This is a genomic window from Microbacterium saccharophilum, from assembly GCF_007992455.1.
Lineage (GTDB): Bacteria > Actinomycetota > Actinomycetes > Actinomycetales > Microbacteriaceae > Microbacterium > Microbacterium saccharophilum.
The window spans coordinates 84,561-100,804 of record NZ_BKAH01000005.1 but is presented as its reverse complement, the minus strand read 5'-3'; the positions used below and the strand labels follow the sequence as shown (position 1 = coordinate 100,804).

Below are 16,244 nucleotides of genomic sequence, written 5' to 3'. Positions count from 1 at the left end.
CTACACCGCGACGTCGAGGCGCGCGAGGGCGCCGATGCGCAGGGAGAGGCGGCCGTCCGCGCGGAGGACCGTGAGGAGCGTCCGCGTGCAGGAACGGCACCGGAGGATGGCTGCGGCCCCGTCGTCCTCGACGACGGCGGCGGCGAGCGGACCGGCCTGCCCGCAGTGCCCGCAGGCGAGCAGGGCCATCGTCATGTCGGCCGCGAAGACGTCGGCGAGCAGGCCCGCGAGGGCGTTGCCGTCGACGTGGCGGACCGGGCCGTGCGGCTCGTCCGGCGGGGCCCCGTGGTGGGGAGAGTCGTCCATCAGGCTCCTCCGAATCTCTCGGTCCGCACCCGCTCCGGCGGGTGCCCCGCGGCGACCAGGAGATCGGCGGTCGCCTCCACGAACCCGGTGGGGCCGCAGACGAACACGAGCGGCCGCGCGTCGGGCGACCAGGTGCCGGCGGCGAGCGTCTCTGCGGTGAGCCGGCCGACCTCGCCGTCCCACTCCCCCGGCGCCTCGCGCGTGTACCGCCAGTCCACCGCGATCCCGGCCGCCGTGAGAGCGTCGACCTCGGCACGGTACATGGCGTCGGCGGGTGAGCGCACGGAGTACAGCAGCCGGAACGGCGCCTCCCCACCGAGCGCCGCCGACCGGGCGCGGGCCATCGCGAGGAGCGGGACGATCCCGGAGCCCCCGGCGATGAGCTGCACGGGGGCGGGGTCGCCGGCATCCCACACGAAGTAGGCGCCCAGCGGCCCCTTCACCTCGAGCATGTCGCCGGGCTCGATGACGTCGACGAGGTAGGGCGACACCTCGCCGTCGTCGATGCGGTCGATACCCAGCTCGACGCTCTCCCCCGGTCCGGAGGAGGCGATCGAGTACGACCGCTCGGCCTGGTAGCCGTCCTCCGCCGTGAGGCGGATGTCGAGGTGCTGCCCCGGCAGGTTCCCCGGCCAGCCCGGCACGTGCAGGGTCAGGATGCGCGCGTGCGCGTGCGCGGTCGCGGGGCGCGCGGCGGCGACCGTCGCAGGCCGCCACCCGCCGACCGTCACCAATAGCGCTCCTCGGTCCACGGGTCGCCGTGCAGGTGGTAGCCGTTCTGCTCCCAGAAGCCGGGCCGGTCGCGGTCCTGCATGACCAGCGCGTTGACCCACTTCGCGCTCTTCCAGAAATACAGGTGCGGCACCAGCAGCCGGGCCGGTCCGCCGTGCTCGGGCGCGAGCGGGGCGCCGTCGAACTCGAACGCGACCCAGGCCTTGCCGCCGAGGAGGTCCGCCATCGGGACGTTCGTCGTGTACCCGCCGTAGCAGTGCGCCATCGCGAACTGCGCGTCGGTGTCGACCTCCGCCATGAGCGTGTCGATCGACACACCCCGCCACGACGTGCCGAGCTTGGACCAGCGCGTGACGCAGTGGATGTCGGTGTCGATGTCCTCGATGGGCAGCGCCAGGAACTCGTCCCACGTCCACGTCGTCGTCGTCGCCTTCTCTGTGACGATCCGGAACGTCCACTCGTCGGTCGGAATGCGCGGCGTCGGCCCTGCGGAGAGGACCGGGAAGTCCTTCGTCAGGTACTGGCCGGGCGGCAGAGCGGGATCGGCCTCCCGTCGCCGACCGCCGAAGCCGCGCGAGAAGACTGCCATGACCGCTCCCCCCTGCCCTGCGAGACCGTTCGGATATCGCTCAGGATAGGGCGCGCGGGTTCCGCCCGCGAGGGCGGACGCAGGAGTTCGGCGCGGGGCCGCCGGACTCAGCGGTCGAAGCCCTCCGCGATGAGCTCGATGAGCTCCTCCCGCTCTTCGACGGAGAGGAACGCGGCCGCCGCGGCGTTCAGCTGGAAGGCCTCGAGGTCGTCGAGGGTGTACTCGAACGCGTCGGCGAGGAGCTTCAGCTCGCGTGTGAGCGACGTGCGGCTCATCGTGCGGTTGTCGACGTTCACGGTCACCGAGAAGCCCAGCTGGTACAGCAGGTCGAACGGGTGGTCCTCCAGCTGCGTGCCCCAGCGTGCGATCGCGCCGGTCTGCAGGTTCGACGACGGCGACAGCTCGAGCGGGATCTCCCGGTCGCGCACCCAGCGCGCGAGGTCGCCGAACTGGACGAAGACCTCTTCGCCCTTCTCCTGCACGACGTCGAGGTCCTCCGCGATCCGCACGCCGTGACCCAGGCGCAGCGCGCGCCCGTCGATGAGCGCCGACCGGATGGAATCCAGGCCCGCAGCCTCGCCGGCGTGCACCGTGACGGGGAAGAACTCCGAGGCGAGGTAGTCGAACGCGGCGCGGTGGTTCGAGGCGGGGAAGCCGTCCTCGGCGCCGGCGATGTCGAATCCCACGGCGCCGCGGCTGCGGTGCGCGACGGCGAGCTTCGCGATCTCCAGCGACCGGTCGGCGTGCCGCATGGCGGTGATGAGCTGCCCGACGCGGATGGCGCTGCCGTTCGCGTCGACGGCATCCTCGCCCTCCTCGATGCCCTCCTGAACCGCTTCCACGGCCTCATCGAGCGTGAGCCCGCCCGCGAGGTGCTGCTCGGGCGCCCAGCGCACCTCGCCGTAGATCACGCCGTCCGCGGCGAGGTCCTCGACGAACTCGCGCGCGACGCGGCGGAGCCCGTCACGCGTCTGCATGACCGCCGTGGTGAGGTCGAAGGTCTTGAGGTACTCCACGAGCGAGCCCGAGTCGCTCTGGTCCTCGAACCAGTCCGCGAGATCGTCGGCATCCGTGCTCGGCACGTCCAGACCGATCTCGGACGCCAGCTCGATGATCGTCTGCGGCCGCAGCGCGCCGTCGAGGTGGTCGTGGAGCGACACCTTCGGCAGGCTCTGGATGCGGACGCCCTGCAGGGTCGCGTCGGCGTGCGTGTCGGTGGCCATGGGGTGGTGCTCCTTCTTCGACGGTGGTGCTGTCGGGCGGTGGTGCTCAGGCGGTGATGCGCTCGAGGACGAGCGGGGAGGACGGCGGAGCTTCCGCGCCGATCGTCCAGGCGTCGTCGAGGGCGTCGAGGGCGCGCGCGAAGCGGGTCTCGTCGTCGGCGAGCAGGGTGAACAGCGCCTGCCCTGCGACGACGCGGTCGCCGGGCTTGACGTGCAGGTCGATCCCGGCCGCGTGGATGACGGGGTCCTGGGCGCGGGCGCGTCCGGCGCCGAGCCGCCAGGCCGCGACGCCGAACGGCAGCGCCTCCAGGCGCGTGACGACGCCGTCGGCGTCGGCCGTGACGGTGTGCGTCTCGCGGGGCTCGGGCAGCGCCGCGTCGGGGTCGCCGTCCTGCGCGCGGATCATCTCGCGCCACGCGTCCATGGCGCGGCCGTCGCGGAGGGCGGCCTCGACGTCGGCATCGGGCTGGCCGGCGAGGGCGAGCATCTCCCGCGCGAGCGCGACGGTGAGTTCCACGACGTCGGCGGGGCCGCCGCCGGCGAGGACCTCGACGGACTCGCGCACCTCGTTGGCGTTGCCGATCGCGAGGCCGAGCGGCGTGTTCATGTCGGTCAGCAGGGCGGTCGTGGCGACGCCGGAGTCGGTGCCGAGCGCGACCATCGTGCGGGCGAGTTCGCGGGCACGGTCGACGTCCTTCATGAACGCCCCGGACCCGAACTTCACGTCGAGCACGAGCGAGTCGGTGCCTTCGGCGATCTTCTTGCTCATGATGCTGGATGCGATGAGCGGGATCGCCTCGACCGTGCCGGTGACGTCCCGGAGCGCGTAGAGCTTCTTGTCGGCCGGGGCGAGGCCGGAGCCGGCGGCGCAGATGACGGCGCCGACGCCGCGCAGCTGCGCGACGAGCTCGTCGTTGGTGAGCGCAGCCCGCCAGCCCGGGATCGACTCCAGCTTGTCCAGCGTGCCGCCGGTGTGGCCGAGGCCGCGGCCGGACAGCTGCGGCACCGCGACGCCGAACGAGGCGACGAGAGGGGCCAGCGGCAGGGTGATCTTGTCGCCGACGCCGCCGGTGGAGTGCTTGTCCACCGTCTTCTTGCCGAGGCCCGCGAAGCTCATCCGCTCGCCCGAGGCGATCATCGCCTCGGTCATGACGCGGATCTCGTCGCGCTGCATCCCGTTGAGGAGGATGGCCATCGCGAACGAGGCCATCTGCGCGTCGGCGACGTAGCCGCGGGTGTAGGCGTCGACCATCCAGCGGAGGGCGTCCTCGGGGACGGCTCCCCCGTCGCGCTTGATGCTGATGACGTCGACGGCGTCGAACGGCTCGATGCTCATCGGGCGGCCTCCAGGTCGCGGGGACCGAACGCGTCCGGGAGGACCTCGTCGATCGTGCGGATGCCGGACACCGTCTCCAGCAGCATCCCGGGCAGCGCGAATTCGTACAGCAGCTGCCGGCAGCGCCCGCACGGCATGATCGTCTCGCCGTCGTTGTTGACGCACACGAACGCGACGAGCTCACCGCCGCCGGACATGTGCAGGTCGCCGACGAGGGCGCACTCCGCACACAGCCCGACGCCGTACGAGGCGTTCTCCACGTTGCAGCCGGACACGATGCGCCCGTCGCTCACGAGCGCCGCGGCGCCCACCTTGTACCGCGAGTACGGGGCGTACGCGCGCTGCATGGCGTCGGTGGCCACATGGCGCAGCTGATCCCAGTCGATGTCGGTCATGTCATCCCTTGATGTACGGCTTGCCGGATGCCGCCGGCCCGCGGATCTGCCCGGCGAATCCCGCGACGGCGAGGATCGTCACGACGTAGGGCAGCATGAGCATGAACTCGCTGGGGATCGGGGTCTTCAGGATCGTCAGCAGGTTCTGCAGGTTCGTGGCGAAGCCGAACAGCAGCGCCGCGAGGGTCGCCCGGATCGGGTCCCAGCGGCCGAAGATGACGGCGGCGAGGGCGATGAAGCCGAGACCGGCGGTCATCTCCTTGCCGAACTGCGGCACAGACACGAGCGTGAAGTACGCGCCGCCGATACCGGCGATCGCGCCGGCGAGCGTCACGTTCCAGAACCGGGTCGCGTTGACCTTGATGCCGACCGTGTCGGCGGCCTGCGGGTGCTCGCCCACGGCGCGGAGCCGCAGACCCCAACGCGTGCGGTAGAGGCCCCACGCGACGAGCGCCACCGTGATGTACATGAGGTACACGATGAAGGTCTGGTTGAACAGCACCGGCCCGATGATCGGGATGTCGCTGAGGATCGGAATCTCGATGCGCCCGAACCGCTCGGGCCGGTTGAGCTCGGTCTCGTTCGGCACGAGGAGCGCGCCGTAGAGGAAGCCGGTGAGACCGGTCACGAGGACGTTGAGCACGACACCGACGATGACCTGGTCGACGAAGTACTTGATCGCGAACGCCGCCAGAACGAGGGAGACGAGCACGCCGCCGATCATCGCGCCGATGAGGCCGACGAACGGGTTGCCGGTGATGCTGGAGAGCAGGGCGGCCGAGAAGGCGCCCAGCAGCAGCTGACCCTCGATGGCGACGTTGACGACGCCGACCCGCTCGCCGATGACCCCGCCGAGCGCGCCGAACACGAGCGGCACGGACAGCGACACCGCCCCGAACAGCAGGCTCGTCACGGGCACCAGCCCGCCGGCGGCCGCCCACACGAGGAAGGCGAAGACGCCCAGCACGCCGAACACCGCGGTGAGCCACAGCGGGGTGCGCCGGTACGACCAGGCCTCCCAGGCGGCCCAGAGGGCGAGGAGGACGAGCACCACCAGGAGGATCCAGCTGGTCGGCGCGGTCGGCAGCCCCACCTCGGGCAGCGCGATCGCGGATGACGGGTCGCCGAGGCGGAAGGTCGAGACACCGTCGCGGGGCGCGAAGGCGAACAGCGCGGCGAGCAGCACGATGACGACGCCGAAGACGATCGGCACCTTGAACTTGCGTGCCTTGACGACGGCGAGCTGGATGGTGCCGTCACCGGCCTCGCGCGTGGATGTGGGCGCGCTCATGCCGCCACCGCCTTCTTCGCGGCCTTGGCTCGCGCCTTGGCCGCCTTCTCGACATCGGTCTTGGGGAGGAAGAACACGGCGCGCAGCAGCGGCGGCGCGGCGATGAAGAGCACGATGAGGGACTGCACGACGAGCACGATGTCGACCGGGATACCCTGCGCCTGCATCGAGAACGACCCCGCCTTGAGCGCGCCGAACAGGATGCCGGCGGCGAACGTGCCCCACGCCCGGCTCCGGCCGAGGAGGGCGACGGTGATGGCGTCGAACCCGATGCCGGCGTCGATCGTGGCCCCGAACCCGGTCACCACGGTGCCCTGGATCTGGTTCATCGCGGCAAGACCGGCGAGGCCACCCGCGAACAGCATCGCGTAGACGTAGAGGCGTTCCACGTTGATGCCCGCGGCGCGCGCGGCGTGCGGGTTCTCGCCGACGGCACGCATGCGGAGCCCGAGGCTGGACCGCTCGATCAGCCACCAGACGACCACGGTCGCCACCAGCACGACCACGAAGCCCCAGTCGAGGGCGGGGAACAGCGGGCCGAGCAGGTCGGGGAACTGCGCGGAGGCCGGCGTCGGCCGCGTCTGCGGCTGGTTGGTGCCGGTCATCTGCAGCAGCCCGGGGCTGCGCAGCATCCACAGCAGCAGGTAGAACGCGACGTAGTTGAGCATGATCGTGAGGATCACCTCGTGCGCGCCCGTCTTCGCCTTCAGCAGACCGACGAGCCCGCCCCACAGCGCGCCGCCGACGATGCCGGCGATGAGCGTGAGCGGAAGGTGGATCCACATCGGCAGGTCGAGGTTGAACGCGAAGAGCCCGGCGAACAGGGCGCCGATCAGCATCTGGCCGCGGGCGCCGATGTTGAACAGGCCCACGCGGAACGCGAGGGCGACGCCGAGACCGGCCGCGATCAGCGGGGCCGCGAAGCCGAGCGAGTTCGTGATGGGGCGGATCTGCGCCTCGAAGCTCGCCCCCCGCGGGTTGAACACGGCGCCGCGGAAGAGCGCCTCATACCCGTTGTACACGGCGGTCCAGATCGCCACGAGGGTGTCGCCCGGACGGGAGAAGAAGTAGCCGGCGGCGGCCTGCACGTCCTCGTTGGTCACGGCGATGAGCACACCGCCGACGATCATCGCCAGCACGATCGCGAGCAGCGTCGTCACGGCGCTGCCGCGCATGAGGTCGCGGAGGAACACGTTCGCGCGCGGCGGGGCGGGAACCTGCTCCCCGGTCAGCGGACCGCCGGCGGGCGGCAGCTGCTCACTGGGGCGCGCCGCGTCCGCGGCGTTGGGCGTCGAACCGCTCATGCGGCCACCTCCGGGTCGGTTGCGCCGGCCATCATGAGGCCGAGGGCCTCGCGCGGGGTGTCGCCGGGAACGATCCCCACGATCGTGCCGCGGTACATGACGGCGATGCGGTCGGCGAGTGCCGTGACCTCGTCGAGCTCGGTGGAGACCACGACGACGGGGATGCCGGCATCCCGCGTCTCGATGATGCGTTTGTGGATGAATTCGATGGAGCCGACGTCGACGCCGCGGGTCGGCTGCGCGGCGACGAGCAGCTTCAGATCGCGGCTCATCTCGCGGGCGATGACGACCTTCTGCTGGTTTCCGCCGGAGAGCGTTCCCGCCGGGGTCTGCGGGCCCTGCGTGCGGATGTCGTACTCGGTGATGCGGTCGCGGGCGAAGTCGTCGAGCACGCCCCGCCGGATGGTGCCGAAGGTCGAGAAGGCCGGGTCGGTCGAGCGGTCGAGGATGAGGTTCTCGGCGACGGTGAACCCGCCGACGAGCCCGTCCTCCGTGCGATCCTCGGGGACGAATCCGACGCCCGCCTCGAGGATGGCGCGGACGCTCTTGCCGGCGAGCTGCTCGCCGTTCAGGCGGATGGAGCCCTCGGTGCGGGCTGCGAGGCCGACGATGGCCTCGACGAGTTCGGTCTGGCCGTTGCCCTGGACGCCCGCGACGGCGAGGACCTCGCCGGGCCGGACGTCGAAGCTCACGTCGTCGACGACGATCGCCCCGGTGGCGGTGAGGACGCGGAGGTCGCGGACCTCGAGCCCGCCCTCGCGGGTCTGCGGCGGCGCCTTGTGCACCGTCAGCTCGACGGCGCGGCCGACCATGAGCGAGGCGAGCTCGGCGTTGGTGGCGGTGGGGGCGGCTTCGCCGACGACCTTCCCGAGGCGGATGACGGTGATCCGGTCGGCGACCTCGCGGACCTCGCGGAGCTTGTGGGTGATGAAGACGATGGAGGTGCCGTCGTCGCGGAGCTGGCGCATGATCGCCATGAGCTCGTCGGTCTCCTGCGGGGTGAGCACGGCGGTCGGCTCGTCGAAGACGAGGACCTTCGCGTCGCGCGAGAGCGCCTTGATGATCTCGACGCGCTGCTGCACGCCGACCGGGAGGTCGCCGACGAGCGCGTCGGGGTCGATCTGGAACCCGAAGCGGTCGGCGACGGCGCGCACGTGCTGCCGTGCCCCGTCGAGGTCGAGGCGGCCGAGGGCCTTCGTGTCCTCGTGACCGAGCATGACGTTCTCGGCCACGGTGAAGACGGGGATCAGCATGAAGTGCTGATGGACCATGCCGATGCCGGCCGCCATCGCGTCACCCGGTCCGCGGAAGTGCTGGACGACATCGTCCAGAAGGATCTCCCCCTCCTCGGCGCTGTACAGGCCGTACAGCACGTTCATGAGGGTGGACTTGCCTGCGCCGTTCTCACCGAGGAGAGCGTGGATCTCGCCCGGCCGGACCACGAGATCGATGTGGTCGTTGGCGACGAGACTGCCGAATCTTTTCGTGATTCCGCGGAGTTCGAGCTTCATATCAGCACCTTATCCGGCGCCCGCTCCCACGCGAGAGGGCGCCATCGCTGTGTCTGCCGGACGGCACTCGGGGCGGGCCGCTTGCGCTGGCCCGCCCCGAGTGGTGATCAGTCAGATCACGGGGAGTTCGGCGACTCCACCGTGATGTCACCGGCGATGATCGACTCCTGGAGGGCGGCGATCTCGTCGAGCAGGCCGTCAGGCAGCTGCGACTCGAAATCGTGGAAGCTCGAGAGCTTGACGCCCTCGTTCTCCAGCGTGCCGATGTAGGGAGCCGGGTCGAAGTCGCCCGCGGCGGCGGCGATGGTGGCGTCGTGGACGGCCACGTCGATCGCCTTCATGATCGACACCAGCGTGATGTCGGTGACGCTCGTGTCGGCGACAGCGAGGTCGCTGTCGACACCGAGCATGAGGGTCTGCTCACCGCTGTCGGCGATGGCCGCGGCAGCGCTCTGGTAGACCGGGCCGCCGACGGGCAGGATGACGTCCACACCCTGGTCGAGGACGCCCTGGGCCGTCTGCTTGGCCGTGTCGTTCGCGTCGAAGCCGCCCGTGAAGGAGCCCTTCTGCGTCGCCATGTCCCAGCCGAAGAGCTCGACCGAGGCACCCTTGTCCTCGTTGTACTTCTCGACGCCGAGCTGGTAGCCGTCCATGAACACGGCGACCGACGGGATCTGCATGCCGCCGAAGGTGCCGACCTTGTTCACGCCGGACTCGGCCGACCATGCGGCAGCGGCGTAGCCGCCGAGGTACGCGGCCTCAGCCGTGTTGAAGACGAGGGGCTTGATGTTCGGCGCGTCGGTCTCACCGTTGAAGTCGGTGTCGGCGTAGTCGTCGATGATCGCGAACTGCAGGTCGGGGTTCGCGGTGGCGGCAGCGGCCGTCGCGGCGGCCAGCTTGAAGCCGACGGCGACGATGAACGTGCAGCCCTCGGAGATCGCGGTCTCCATGTTCGGCGCGTAGTCGTTGTCGTTGGCCGACTCGAACTCGAGCGGCTCGACGCCGAGCTCCTCGGCGGCCTGGTCCATGCCGTTCTTGGCGGACTCGTTGAACGACTTGTCGTTCCAGCCGCCGGCGTCGGAGATCAGGCAGGGCAGGAAGCCCTCCACGACGGTGGGTGCGTCGCCGCTGGGAGCCGACGTCGGGTTCGCCTCCGGTGCGGTGCCACAGCCGGCGAGCGCCGTGATCAGAAGCGCCGCGCCGGCGATGCCGGCGAGCTTCTTGGTGGTCGAGATGGTCAATGCAGCCTCCACATTGATGGACCCGCGGATTTCGCGGGGAACGACTCGAAGTTACCGATTGTTTCGCCGCTCCCCACGCTGATCAGCCCTGCGGGGCGGAATGGTTACAAAGACGCAATGATCCCGTCACGCGCGTGGCACCCTGCGCACCCGCACAGGTCAGAGGACGTCGCCTCGACCGGTGAGCTTCAGCGCGTCCACGACGCCCTTGACACGCTGCGCGTGCTCGCTCGTGGTGACCAGGAGCGCGTCCGGGGTGTCCACGACGACGATGTCCTTCACGCCGATGAGGCTGATGACCCGCTGCGTGTGGCTGATGACGATGCCGCTCGCGGCGTCGGAGAGGATCCGCGCGTTCTCCCCCAGGATGGCGAGGTCGTTCTTCCGCCCGCCCGAGTTCAGCTTCGCGAGGCTCGCGAAGTCGCCCACGTCGTCCCAGTCGAAGTGCCCGGGCACGACCGCCAGGCGGCCCTTCAGCGCGGCGGGCTCCGCGACGGCGTAGTCGATGGCGATCTTCTCGAGCTTCGGCCACACCCGGTCCACGACCGGGCCGCGCCGCTCGCGGTCGTCCCAGGCCTCGGCGAGTTCCATGAGCCCCGCGTGCAGGGCCGGGTTGTTCGCCTCGATCTCGGCGAGCAGCACATCGGCGCGGGAGATGAACATGCCGGCGTTCCAGAGGTAGTCGCGGGACGCGACGTACTCCTTCGCCGTGTCGAGGTCGGGCTTCTCGACGAAGCGCTCGACGAGCGCCGCCTCCGGCGCCCCCTCGACGGAGAGCATGTCGGCCTTCTTGATGTACCCGAATCCGACCGAGGGCTCCGTCGGGGTGATGCCGATCGTGCAGATATAGCCTTCGCGGGCGACGGCGACGGCCTGCTGGACGGCCCAGTGGAAGACGGGCAGCACGCTGATGACATGGTCGGCGGCGAACGACCCGATGATCACGTCGGGTTCCCGGCGGTGCAGGATCGCCGCAGCCAGGCCGATCGCGGCCGCGGAGTCGCGCGGCTCGGACTCGAGGAACACGTTCGCGTCGGGGATGCCGGGCAGCTGGTCCTCCACGGCGGCACGGTGTGCGCGACCCGTGACGACGGCGATCCGGTCGGCGCCGGCGAGGGGCTCGAGGCGGTCCCAGGTGTCCCGGAGGAGCGACCGGCCGGAGCCGGTGAGGTCATGGAGGAACTTCGGCGCGTCGGCACGCGACAGCGGCCACAGCCGGCTGCCGACGCCGCCGGCCGGGATGACCGCGTAGAAGTCTTCGATCTTGTCCACCATGCCCCTGAGCCTATCTGGCGGGCCCTCCCCGACCGGCGGCCGAGATCTCTCGACGTCGAGAGAACTTAGGTGCACCTTCGTCGCCTCACCCGCGAGGACGGGAATAGGATGATCGGAGCGCCCGTGTGCGGCGATGAGGCCCGAAGCCCCCCGTGGAGGACGGCGCCCTCGTCGGACCGAGGTGCCCGTTCACACCAAGGGAGGACGACCGTGTCTGCACCAGCACGCGTCACACCGTCGGTAAGCCAGACCACGTCCCGAACGCCGCGCGGCACGCTCTACCGCGGCCGGGAGGGCATGTGGTCGTGGGTACTGCACCGCGTCACCGGCGTCGCCATCTTCTTCTTCCTGCTCGTCCACATCCTCGACACGGCGCTGATCCGCCTGTCCCCCGAGGCCTACGACGCTGTCATCGGGACCTACAAGAACCCGATCATGGGCCTCGGCGAGGTCGCCCTCGTCGCCGCGATCGTCTACCACGCGTTCAACGGGCTGCGCATCATCGCCGTCGACCTGTGGCCGTGGGCCACACGCCACCAGCGGCAGCTGTGGTGGGGCGTTCTGGGCCTCTGGGCCGTCACGACGCTCGGCTTCGCCGTGCGCCACATCCCGATCGTCTTCTCGCAGCTCGGAGGGGGACACTGATGACCGCCGACACCCTGGCCGCCCCCCGCACCCCGAAGGCGCGCAAGAGCGGACCGAACCTGGAGAAGTGGGGCTGGATCTACATGCGCGCCTCCGGCGTGCTGCTGATCGTCCTCATCTTCGGGCACCTGTTCGTCAACCTCATGCTCGACGACGGCATCCACGGCATCGACTTCGCGTTCGTGGCCGGCAAGTTCGCCACCCCGTTCTGGCAGTGGTGGGACGTGCTGATGCTGTGGCTCGCCCTCATCCACGGCGCCAACGGCATGCGGACGATCGTGAACGACTACGTGCATGGTGCACGCACCCGCACGGTCCTGGTCTGGGCGCTGTGGCTCGCCGCCGGCTTCCTGATCCTCCTGGGCACCCTCGTGGTGTTCACGTTCGACCCGTGCCTCGGCATCGAGAACAGCACGACCGACTGGCTGATCGAGATGTGCGCCGCCCAGTGAGGGCCGCGGCACTGACGACGACGAAGCAGAAGACGAAGGCATCCCACACGTGAGCACCCAGACCGCAGACACCGTCGTCAAGGACGGCGTCCACTACCACGAGTTCGACATCGTCATCGTCGGCGCCGGCGGCGCCGGGATGCGTGCGGCGATCGAGGCCGGCCCCGGCGCCAAGACCGCCGTGATCTCCAAGCTGTACCCGACGCGCTCGCACACCGGCGCGGCGCAGGGCGGCATGGCGGCGGCCCTCGCCAATGTCGAAGAGGACTCCTGGGAGTGGCACACCTTCGACACCGTCAAGGGCGGCGACTACCTCGTCGACCAGGATGCTGCGGAGATCCTCGCCAAGGAGGCCATCGACGCCGTCATCGACCTCGAGAACATGGGGCTGCCGTTCAACCGCACCCCCGAGGGCAAGATCGACCAGCGCCGCTTCGGCGGGCACACCGCCGACCACGGCAAGACCCCCGTGCGTCGCGCGTGCTACGCCGCCGACCGCACCGGTCACATGATCCTGCAGACGCTGTTCCAGAACTGCGTCAAGCTCGGCATCAACTTCTTCAACGAGTTCTACGTGCTCGACCTCATCACCGTGAAGGATGAGGCCGGCGCCACGCAGGTCGCGGGCGTCGTCGCCTACGAGCTGTCCACCGGCGACCTGCACGTCTTCCACTCGAAGGCCGTCATCTTCGCCACCGGCGGGTTCGGCAAGATCTTCAAGACGACCTCCAACGCGCACACCCTCACCGGCGACGGCGTCGGTGTCGTGTGGCGCAAGGGCCTGCCGCTGGAGGACATGGAGTTCTTCCAGTTCCACCCGACCGGCCTCGCCGGGCTCGGCATCCTGCTGACCGAAGGCGCCCGCGGCGAAGGCGCGATCCTCCGCAACGCCTCCGGTGAACGCTTCATGGAGCGCTACGCCCCCACCATCAAGGACCTCGCGCCGCGCGACATCGTCTCGCGCTGCATGGTGCAGGAGGTCGCGGAGGGCCGCGGCGCGGGCCCCCACAAGGACTACGTGTACCTGGACTGCACGCACCTGGGCGCCGAGGTCCTGGAGACCAAGCTCCCGGACATCACCGAGTTCGCCCGCACCTACCTGGGCGTCGACCCGGTCGTCGAGCCGGTCCCGGTGATGCCGACCGCGCATTACGCGATGGGCGGCATCCCGACCAACAACGACGCACAGGTGCTGAGCGACAACACGACCGTGGTCCCCGGCCTGTACGCCGCCGGCGAGTGCGCGTGCGTGTCGGTGCACGGCTCGAACCGCCTGGGCACCAACTCGCTCCTCGACATCAACGTCTTCGGCAAGCGCGCCGGCCGCAACGCGGTCGAATACGTCAAGACGGCCGAGTTCGTCCCGCTCCCCGAGGATCCGGCCCGCGACGTGCGCGATCTTCTCGAGGGCCTCCGCAACAACGCGGGCACCGAGCGCATCGCCGTGCTCCGCAAGACGCTGCAGGACGAGATGGACCGCAAGGCCCAGGTGTTCCGCACCGACGATTCGCTGTCCGAGGTCATGGATGTCATCGCGGACCTCCGCGAGCGCTACCGCAACGTCCACGTCGACGACAAGGGCAAGCGCTTCAACACCGACCTGCTCGAAGCCGTCGAGCTCGGCTTCCTGCTCGACATCGCCGAGGTCGTCGTCGTCACCGCGCGCAACCGCAAGGAGAGCCGCGGCGGCCACATGCGCGACGACTACCCGACGCGCGACGACGAGAACTACATGAAGCACACGATGGCCTACCTCTCCGGGGATGCGGGCTCCTCGCACCCGGAGGACCACATCCGCCTGGACTGGAAGCCCGTCGTGATCACGCGCTACCAGCCGATGGAGAGGAAGTACTGATGACGATCGTCGCCCCCGACACGGCCGCGCCCGCCGAGCAGACCAACGACACCGGCATCCAGTCGTTCCTCGTCACGTTCATCGTCCGCCGGTTCGACCCGGAGATCGACGCCGAGCCGCGCTGGGTGGACTACGACGTCGAGCTGTACGCGACCGACCGTGTGCTGGACGCGCTGCACAAGATCAAGTGGGAGGTCGACGGCTCGCTGTCGTTCCGCCGCTCCTGTGCGCACGGCATCTGCGGCTCCGACGCGATGCGCATCAACGGACGCAACCGGCTGGCGTGCAAGACGCTCATCAAGGACCTCGACATCTCGCAGCCGATCTACGTCGAGGCGATCAAGGGCCTGCCGCTGGAGAAGGACCTCATCGTCGACATGGAGCCGTTCTTCGCCTCCTACCGCGAAGTGCAGCCGTTCCTCATCGCGAACTCGACGCCGGAGCCCGGCAAGGAGCGCGTGCAGACCATCGCCGACCGCGCGATCTTCGACGACACCACGAAGTGCATCCTGTGCGCCGCGTGCACCTCGTCCTGCCCCGTGTTCTGGACCGACGGGCAGTACTTCGGCCCCGCCGCGATCGTCAACGCACACCGCTTCATCTTCGACTCGCGCGACGACGCCGGCGATGTGCGCCTCGACATCCTCAACGACAAGGAGGGTGTGTGGCGCTGCCGCACGACCTTCAACTGCACCGAGGCGTGCCCCCGCGGCATCGAGGTCACCAAGGCGATCGCCGAGGTCAAGCAGGCGGTCCTGCGCCGCTGAGCCGTTCCCCGTGCCCGCACCGGCTCCGGCTGGCTAGGGTGTGAGCGTGCCCGACCCCGCATCCGGCGACCCCGTGTCGCGCCACGCCCCTCACCGGGTCGCCGAGGCCGCGCGCGCCGAGGAGGAGAGTCTCCGGGTCCGGTGGGAGGCCCACCAGATCGCGCTGCGGCAGCGGTTCGACGCGCCGATCAACCGGGCGACCGAGATCACGCAGCGCACCCTGGGCTGGTTCCCGATCCGCGTCTGGCGGCACTTCCTGCAGAACAACGGCTTCCTCCTGTCGGCGGGAGTGAGCTACCAGGCGCTCTTCGCGTTCTTCGCCGCCATCTACGTGGCGTTCGCCGCCGTGGGCCTGTGGCTCGGCGGCAGCCCGGCCGCGATCCAGGGTCTCATCGAGGTCATCAACTCCTATATCCCGGGGCTCATCGGCGACGCCGACGACGGTCTCATCTCGCACGCGCAGGTCGAGCAGATCACGAGCGGCAATTCGGGGGTGCTGGCCGTGACCGGTGGCATCGCGCTGCTCGCGGCGGCCTGGACCGCCATCGGGTTCGTGACCTTCGCACGGCGGGCCGTGCGCGACATCTTCGGCCTCCCCTACGACGACCGCTCCTACCTCCTCCTGAAGGCGCGGGACCTCCTCGCCGCCGTCGCGTTCGGGTCCGCGCTCGTCGTGGGATCGGTCCTCAGCGCCCTCGGCACGTGGTCCCTGCGCGCCGTGCTGGCGCTGTTCGGCTTCGGGACCGGGTCCTTCCTCTACAACGGGACCGTCCAGGTGCTGTCGGTCCTCGTGTCGCTCCTCATCAACGCCGCGGCCCTGGCTGCCCTGTTCTGGTTCCTCACCGGCACGTCGCGGCGGTGGCGGACGATCTGGCCCGGCGCGCTCGTGGGCGGCATCGCGATCACGCTGCTGCAGCTCGCGGCGGGCCTCCTGCTCGCCTACACCCCGTCGAATCCGCTGCTGGCCACCTTCGCGATCTTCGTCGGGCTGCTGGTGTGGTTCCGCGTGATGGGCATGGCAACCCTCGTGTCCGCGGCGTGGATCGCGGTCACCGCCAAGGATGAGAACGTGCCGCTGATGGAGAGATCCGAGGCCGACCGCCTGCGGGAGGAGCACGAGGCGCTGCTGCTGGCCGCGCACGTGCGGCTCCGGACGGCGGAGGAGGCGCGCGCCGCCGCCCCGTGGTACCGGCGCTGGCGGGCGGACCGGGCGGTCCGCCAGGCGGTCGACGAGCTCGCCGACGTGGTCGCCGCGGCGCCGCCGGCACCCCGCCGCCGGGGCTCCCTGCTCGAGTGAGCGTGTCGGGCGCGCTGGTTAGGCT

The 16,244-nt window shown here is 70.1% G+C and carries 16 protein-coding genes; 5 read left to right on the top strand and 11 right to left on the bottom strand.

From position 1 onward, the window contains the following. The 11 genes from MSA03_RS07180 to MSA03_RS07130 form a co-directional block, all read right to left on the bottom strand. Nucleotides 1-306, bottom strand: coding sequence for a DUF6510 family protein (locus tag MSA03_RS07180; protein WP_051526361.1), 306 nt, complete (start codon nt 304-306; stop codon nt 1-3). Beyond that, complete coding sequence (locus MSA03_RS07175) at nt 306-1,037, bottom strand: ferredoxin reductase (RefSeq protein ID WP_147050183.1); 732 nt, start codon at nt 1,035-1,037, stop codon at nt 306-308. Before MSA03_RS07175 ends, MSA03_RS07180 begins: the two co-directional genes overlap by 1 nt. Further along, a complete protein-coding gene (locus tag MSA03_RS07170; RefSeq protein ID WP_147050182.1) occupies nt 1,034-1,627 on the bottom strand; it encodes a sulfite oxidase-like oxidoreductase in 594 nt (197 codons plus the stop codon). Before MSA03_RS07170 ends, MSA03_RS07175 begins: the two co-directional genes overlap by 4 nt. Before the next feature lie 107 nt (nt 1,628-1,734). Continuing rightward, complete coding sequence (locus MSA03_RS07165) at nt 1,735-2,850, bottom strand: adenosine deaminase (RefSeq protein WP_028496815.1); 1,116 nt, start codon at nt 2,848-2,850, stop codon at nt 1,735-1,737. A gap of 46 nt (nt 2,851-2,896) precedes the next feature. Further along, nucleotides 2,897-4,186 (bottom strand): thymidine phosphorylase, encoded by a 1,290-nt coding sequence (locus MSA03_RS07160; protein ID WP_147050181.1) that lies wholly within the window; start codon nt 4,184-4,186, stop codon nt 2,897-2,899. Next, on the bottom strand, nt 4,183-4,581 hold the full coding sequence (locus tag MSA03_RS07155; protein ID WP_028496817.1) for a cytidine deaminase: 399 nt from the start codon (nt 4,579-4,581) through the stop codon (nt 4,183-4,185). The genes MSA03_RS07160 and MSA03_RS07155 overlap by 4 nt, the downstream gene beginning before the upstream one ends. A gap of 1 nt (nt 4,582) precedes the next feature. Further along, entirely contained in the window at nt 4,583-5,872 is a 1,290-nt protein-coding gene (locus MSA03_RS07150; RefSeq protein ID WP_028496818.1) for an ABC transporter permease, read from the bottom strand. Further along, nucleotides 5,869-7,176 carry an ABC transporter permease gene (locus MSA03_RS07145; RefSeq protein WP_147050180.1) on the bottom strand — a complete coding sequence of 436 codons (1,308 nt, stop codon included), beginning with the start codon at nt 7,174-7,176 and terminating at the stop codon, nt 5,869-5,871. Before MSA03_RS07145 ends, MSA03_RS07150 begins: the two co-directional genes overlap by 4 nt. Then, nucleotides 7,173-8,687 carry an ABC transporter ATP-binding protein gene (locus MSA03_RS07140; RefSeq protein ID WP_147050179.1) on the bottom strand — a complete coding sequence of 505 codons (1,515 nt, stop codon included), beginning with the start codon at nt 8,685-8,687 and terminating at the stop codon, nt 7,173-7,175. The genes MSA03_RS07145 and MSA03_RS07140 overlap by 4 nt, the downstream gene beginning before the upstream one ends. A gap of 116 nt (nt 8,688-8,803) precedes the next feature. Continuing rightward, complete coding sequence (locus tag MSA03_RS07135) at nt 8,804-9,928, bottom strand: BMP family lipoprotein (protein WP_028496821.1); 1,125 nt, start codon at nt 9,926-9,928, stop codon at nt 8,804-8,806. Between the two features lie 159 nt (nt 9,929-10,087). Beyond that, the gene (locus MSA03_RS07130; RefSeq protein ID WP_147050178.1) at nt 10,088-11,203 is read right to left on the bottom strand and encodes a mannose-1-phosphate guanylyltransferase; all 1,116 of its coding nucleotides are present in this window, start codon (nt 11,201-11,203) and stop codon (nt 10,088-10,090) included. 210 nt (nt 11,204-11,413) lie between these two features. On the opposite strand from MSA03_RS07130, the gene sdhC reads away from it, so the two are divergent. From sdhC to MSA03_RS07105, 5 genes are read left to right on the top strand one after another with little or no spacing between them, the layout of a single operon-like run. Next, nucleotides 11,414-11,848 carry a succinate dehydrogenase, cytochrome b556 subunit gene (gene sdhC, locus MSA03_RS07125; RefSeq protein ID WP_081782792.1) on the top strand — a complete coding sequence of 145 codons (435 nt, stop codon included), beginning with the start codon at nt 11,414-11,416 and terminating at the stop codon, nt 11,846-11,848. Further along, on the top strand, nt 11,848-12,300 hold the full coding sequence (locus MSA03_RS07120; RefSeq protein ID WP_147050177.1) for a succinate dehydrogenase hydrophobic membrane anchor subunit: 453 nt from the start codon (nt 11,848-11,850) through the stop codon (nt 12,298-12,300). The genes sdhC and MSA03_RS07120 overlap by 1 nt, the downstream gene beginning before the upstream one ends. A gap of 49 nt (nt 12,301-12,349) precedes the next feature. Then, entirely contained in the window at nt 12,350-14,155 is a 1,806-nt protein-coding gene (gene sdhA, locus MSA03_RS07115; protein ID WP_147050176.1) for a succinate dehydrogenase flavoprotein subunit, read from the top strand. Next, on the top strand, nt 14,155-14,922 hold the full coding sequence (locus tag MSA03_RS07110) for a succinate dehydrogenase iron-sulfur subunit (protein WP_028496826.1): 768 nt from the start codon (nt 14,155-14,157) through the stop codon (nt 14,920-14,922). Before sdhA ends, MSA03_RS07110 begins: the two co-directional genes overlap by 1 nt. A 46-nt stretch (nt 14,923-14,968) precedes the next feature. Beyond that, nucleotides 14,969-16,219, top strand: a complete 1,251-nt coding sequence (locus MSA03_RS07105; RefSeq protein WP_244946353.1) for a YihY/virulence factor BrkB family protein — start codon at nt 14,969-14,971, stop codon at nt 16,217-16,219. The last annotated feature ends 25 nt before the right edge of the window (nt 16,220-16,244 follow it).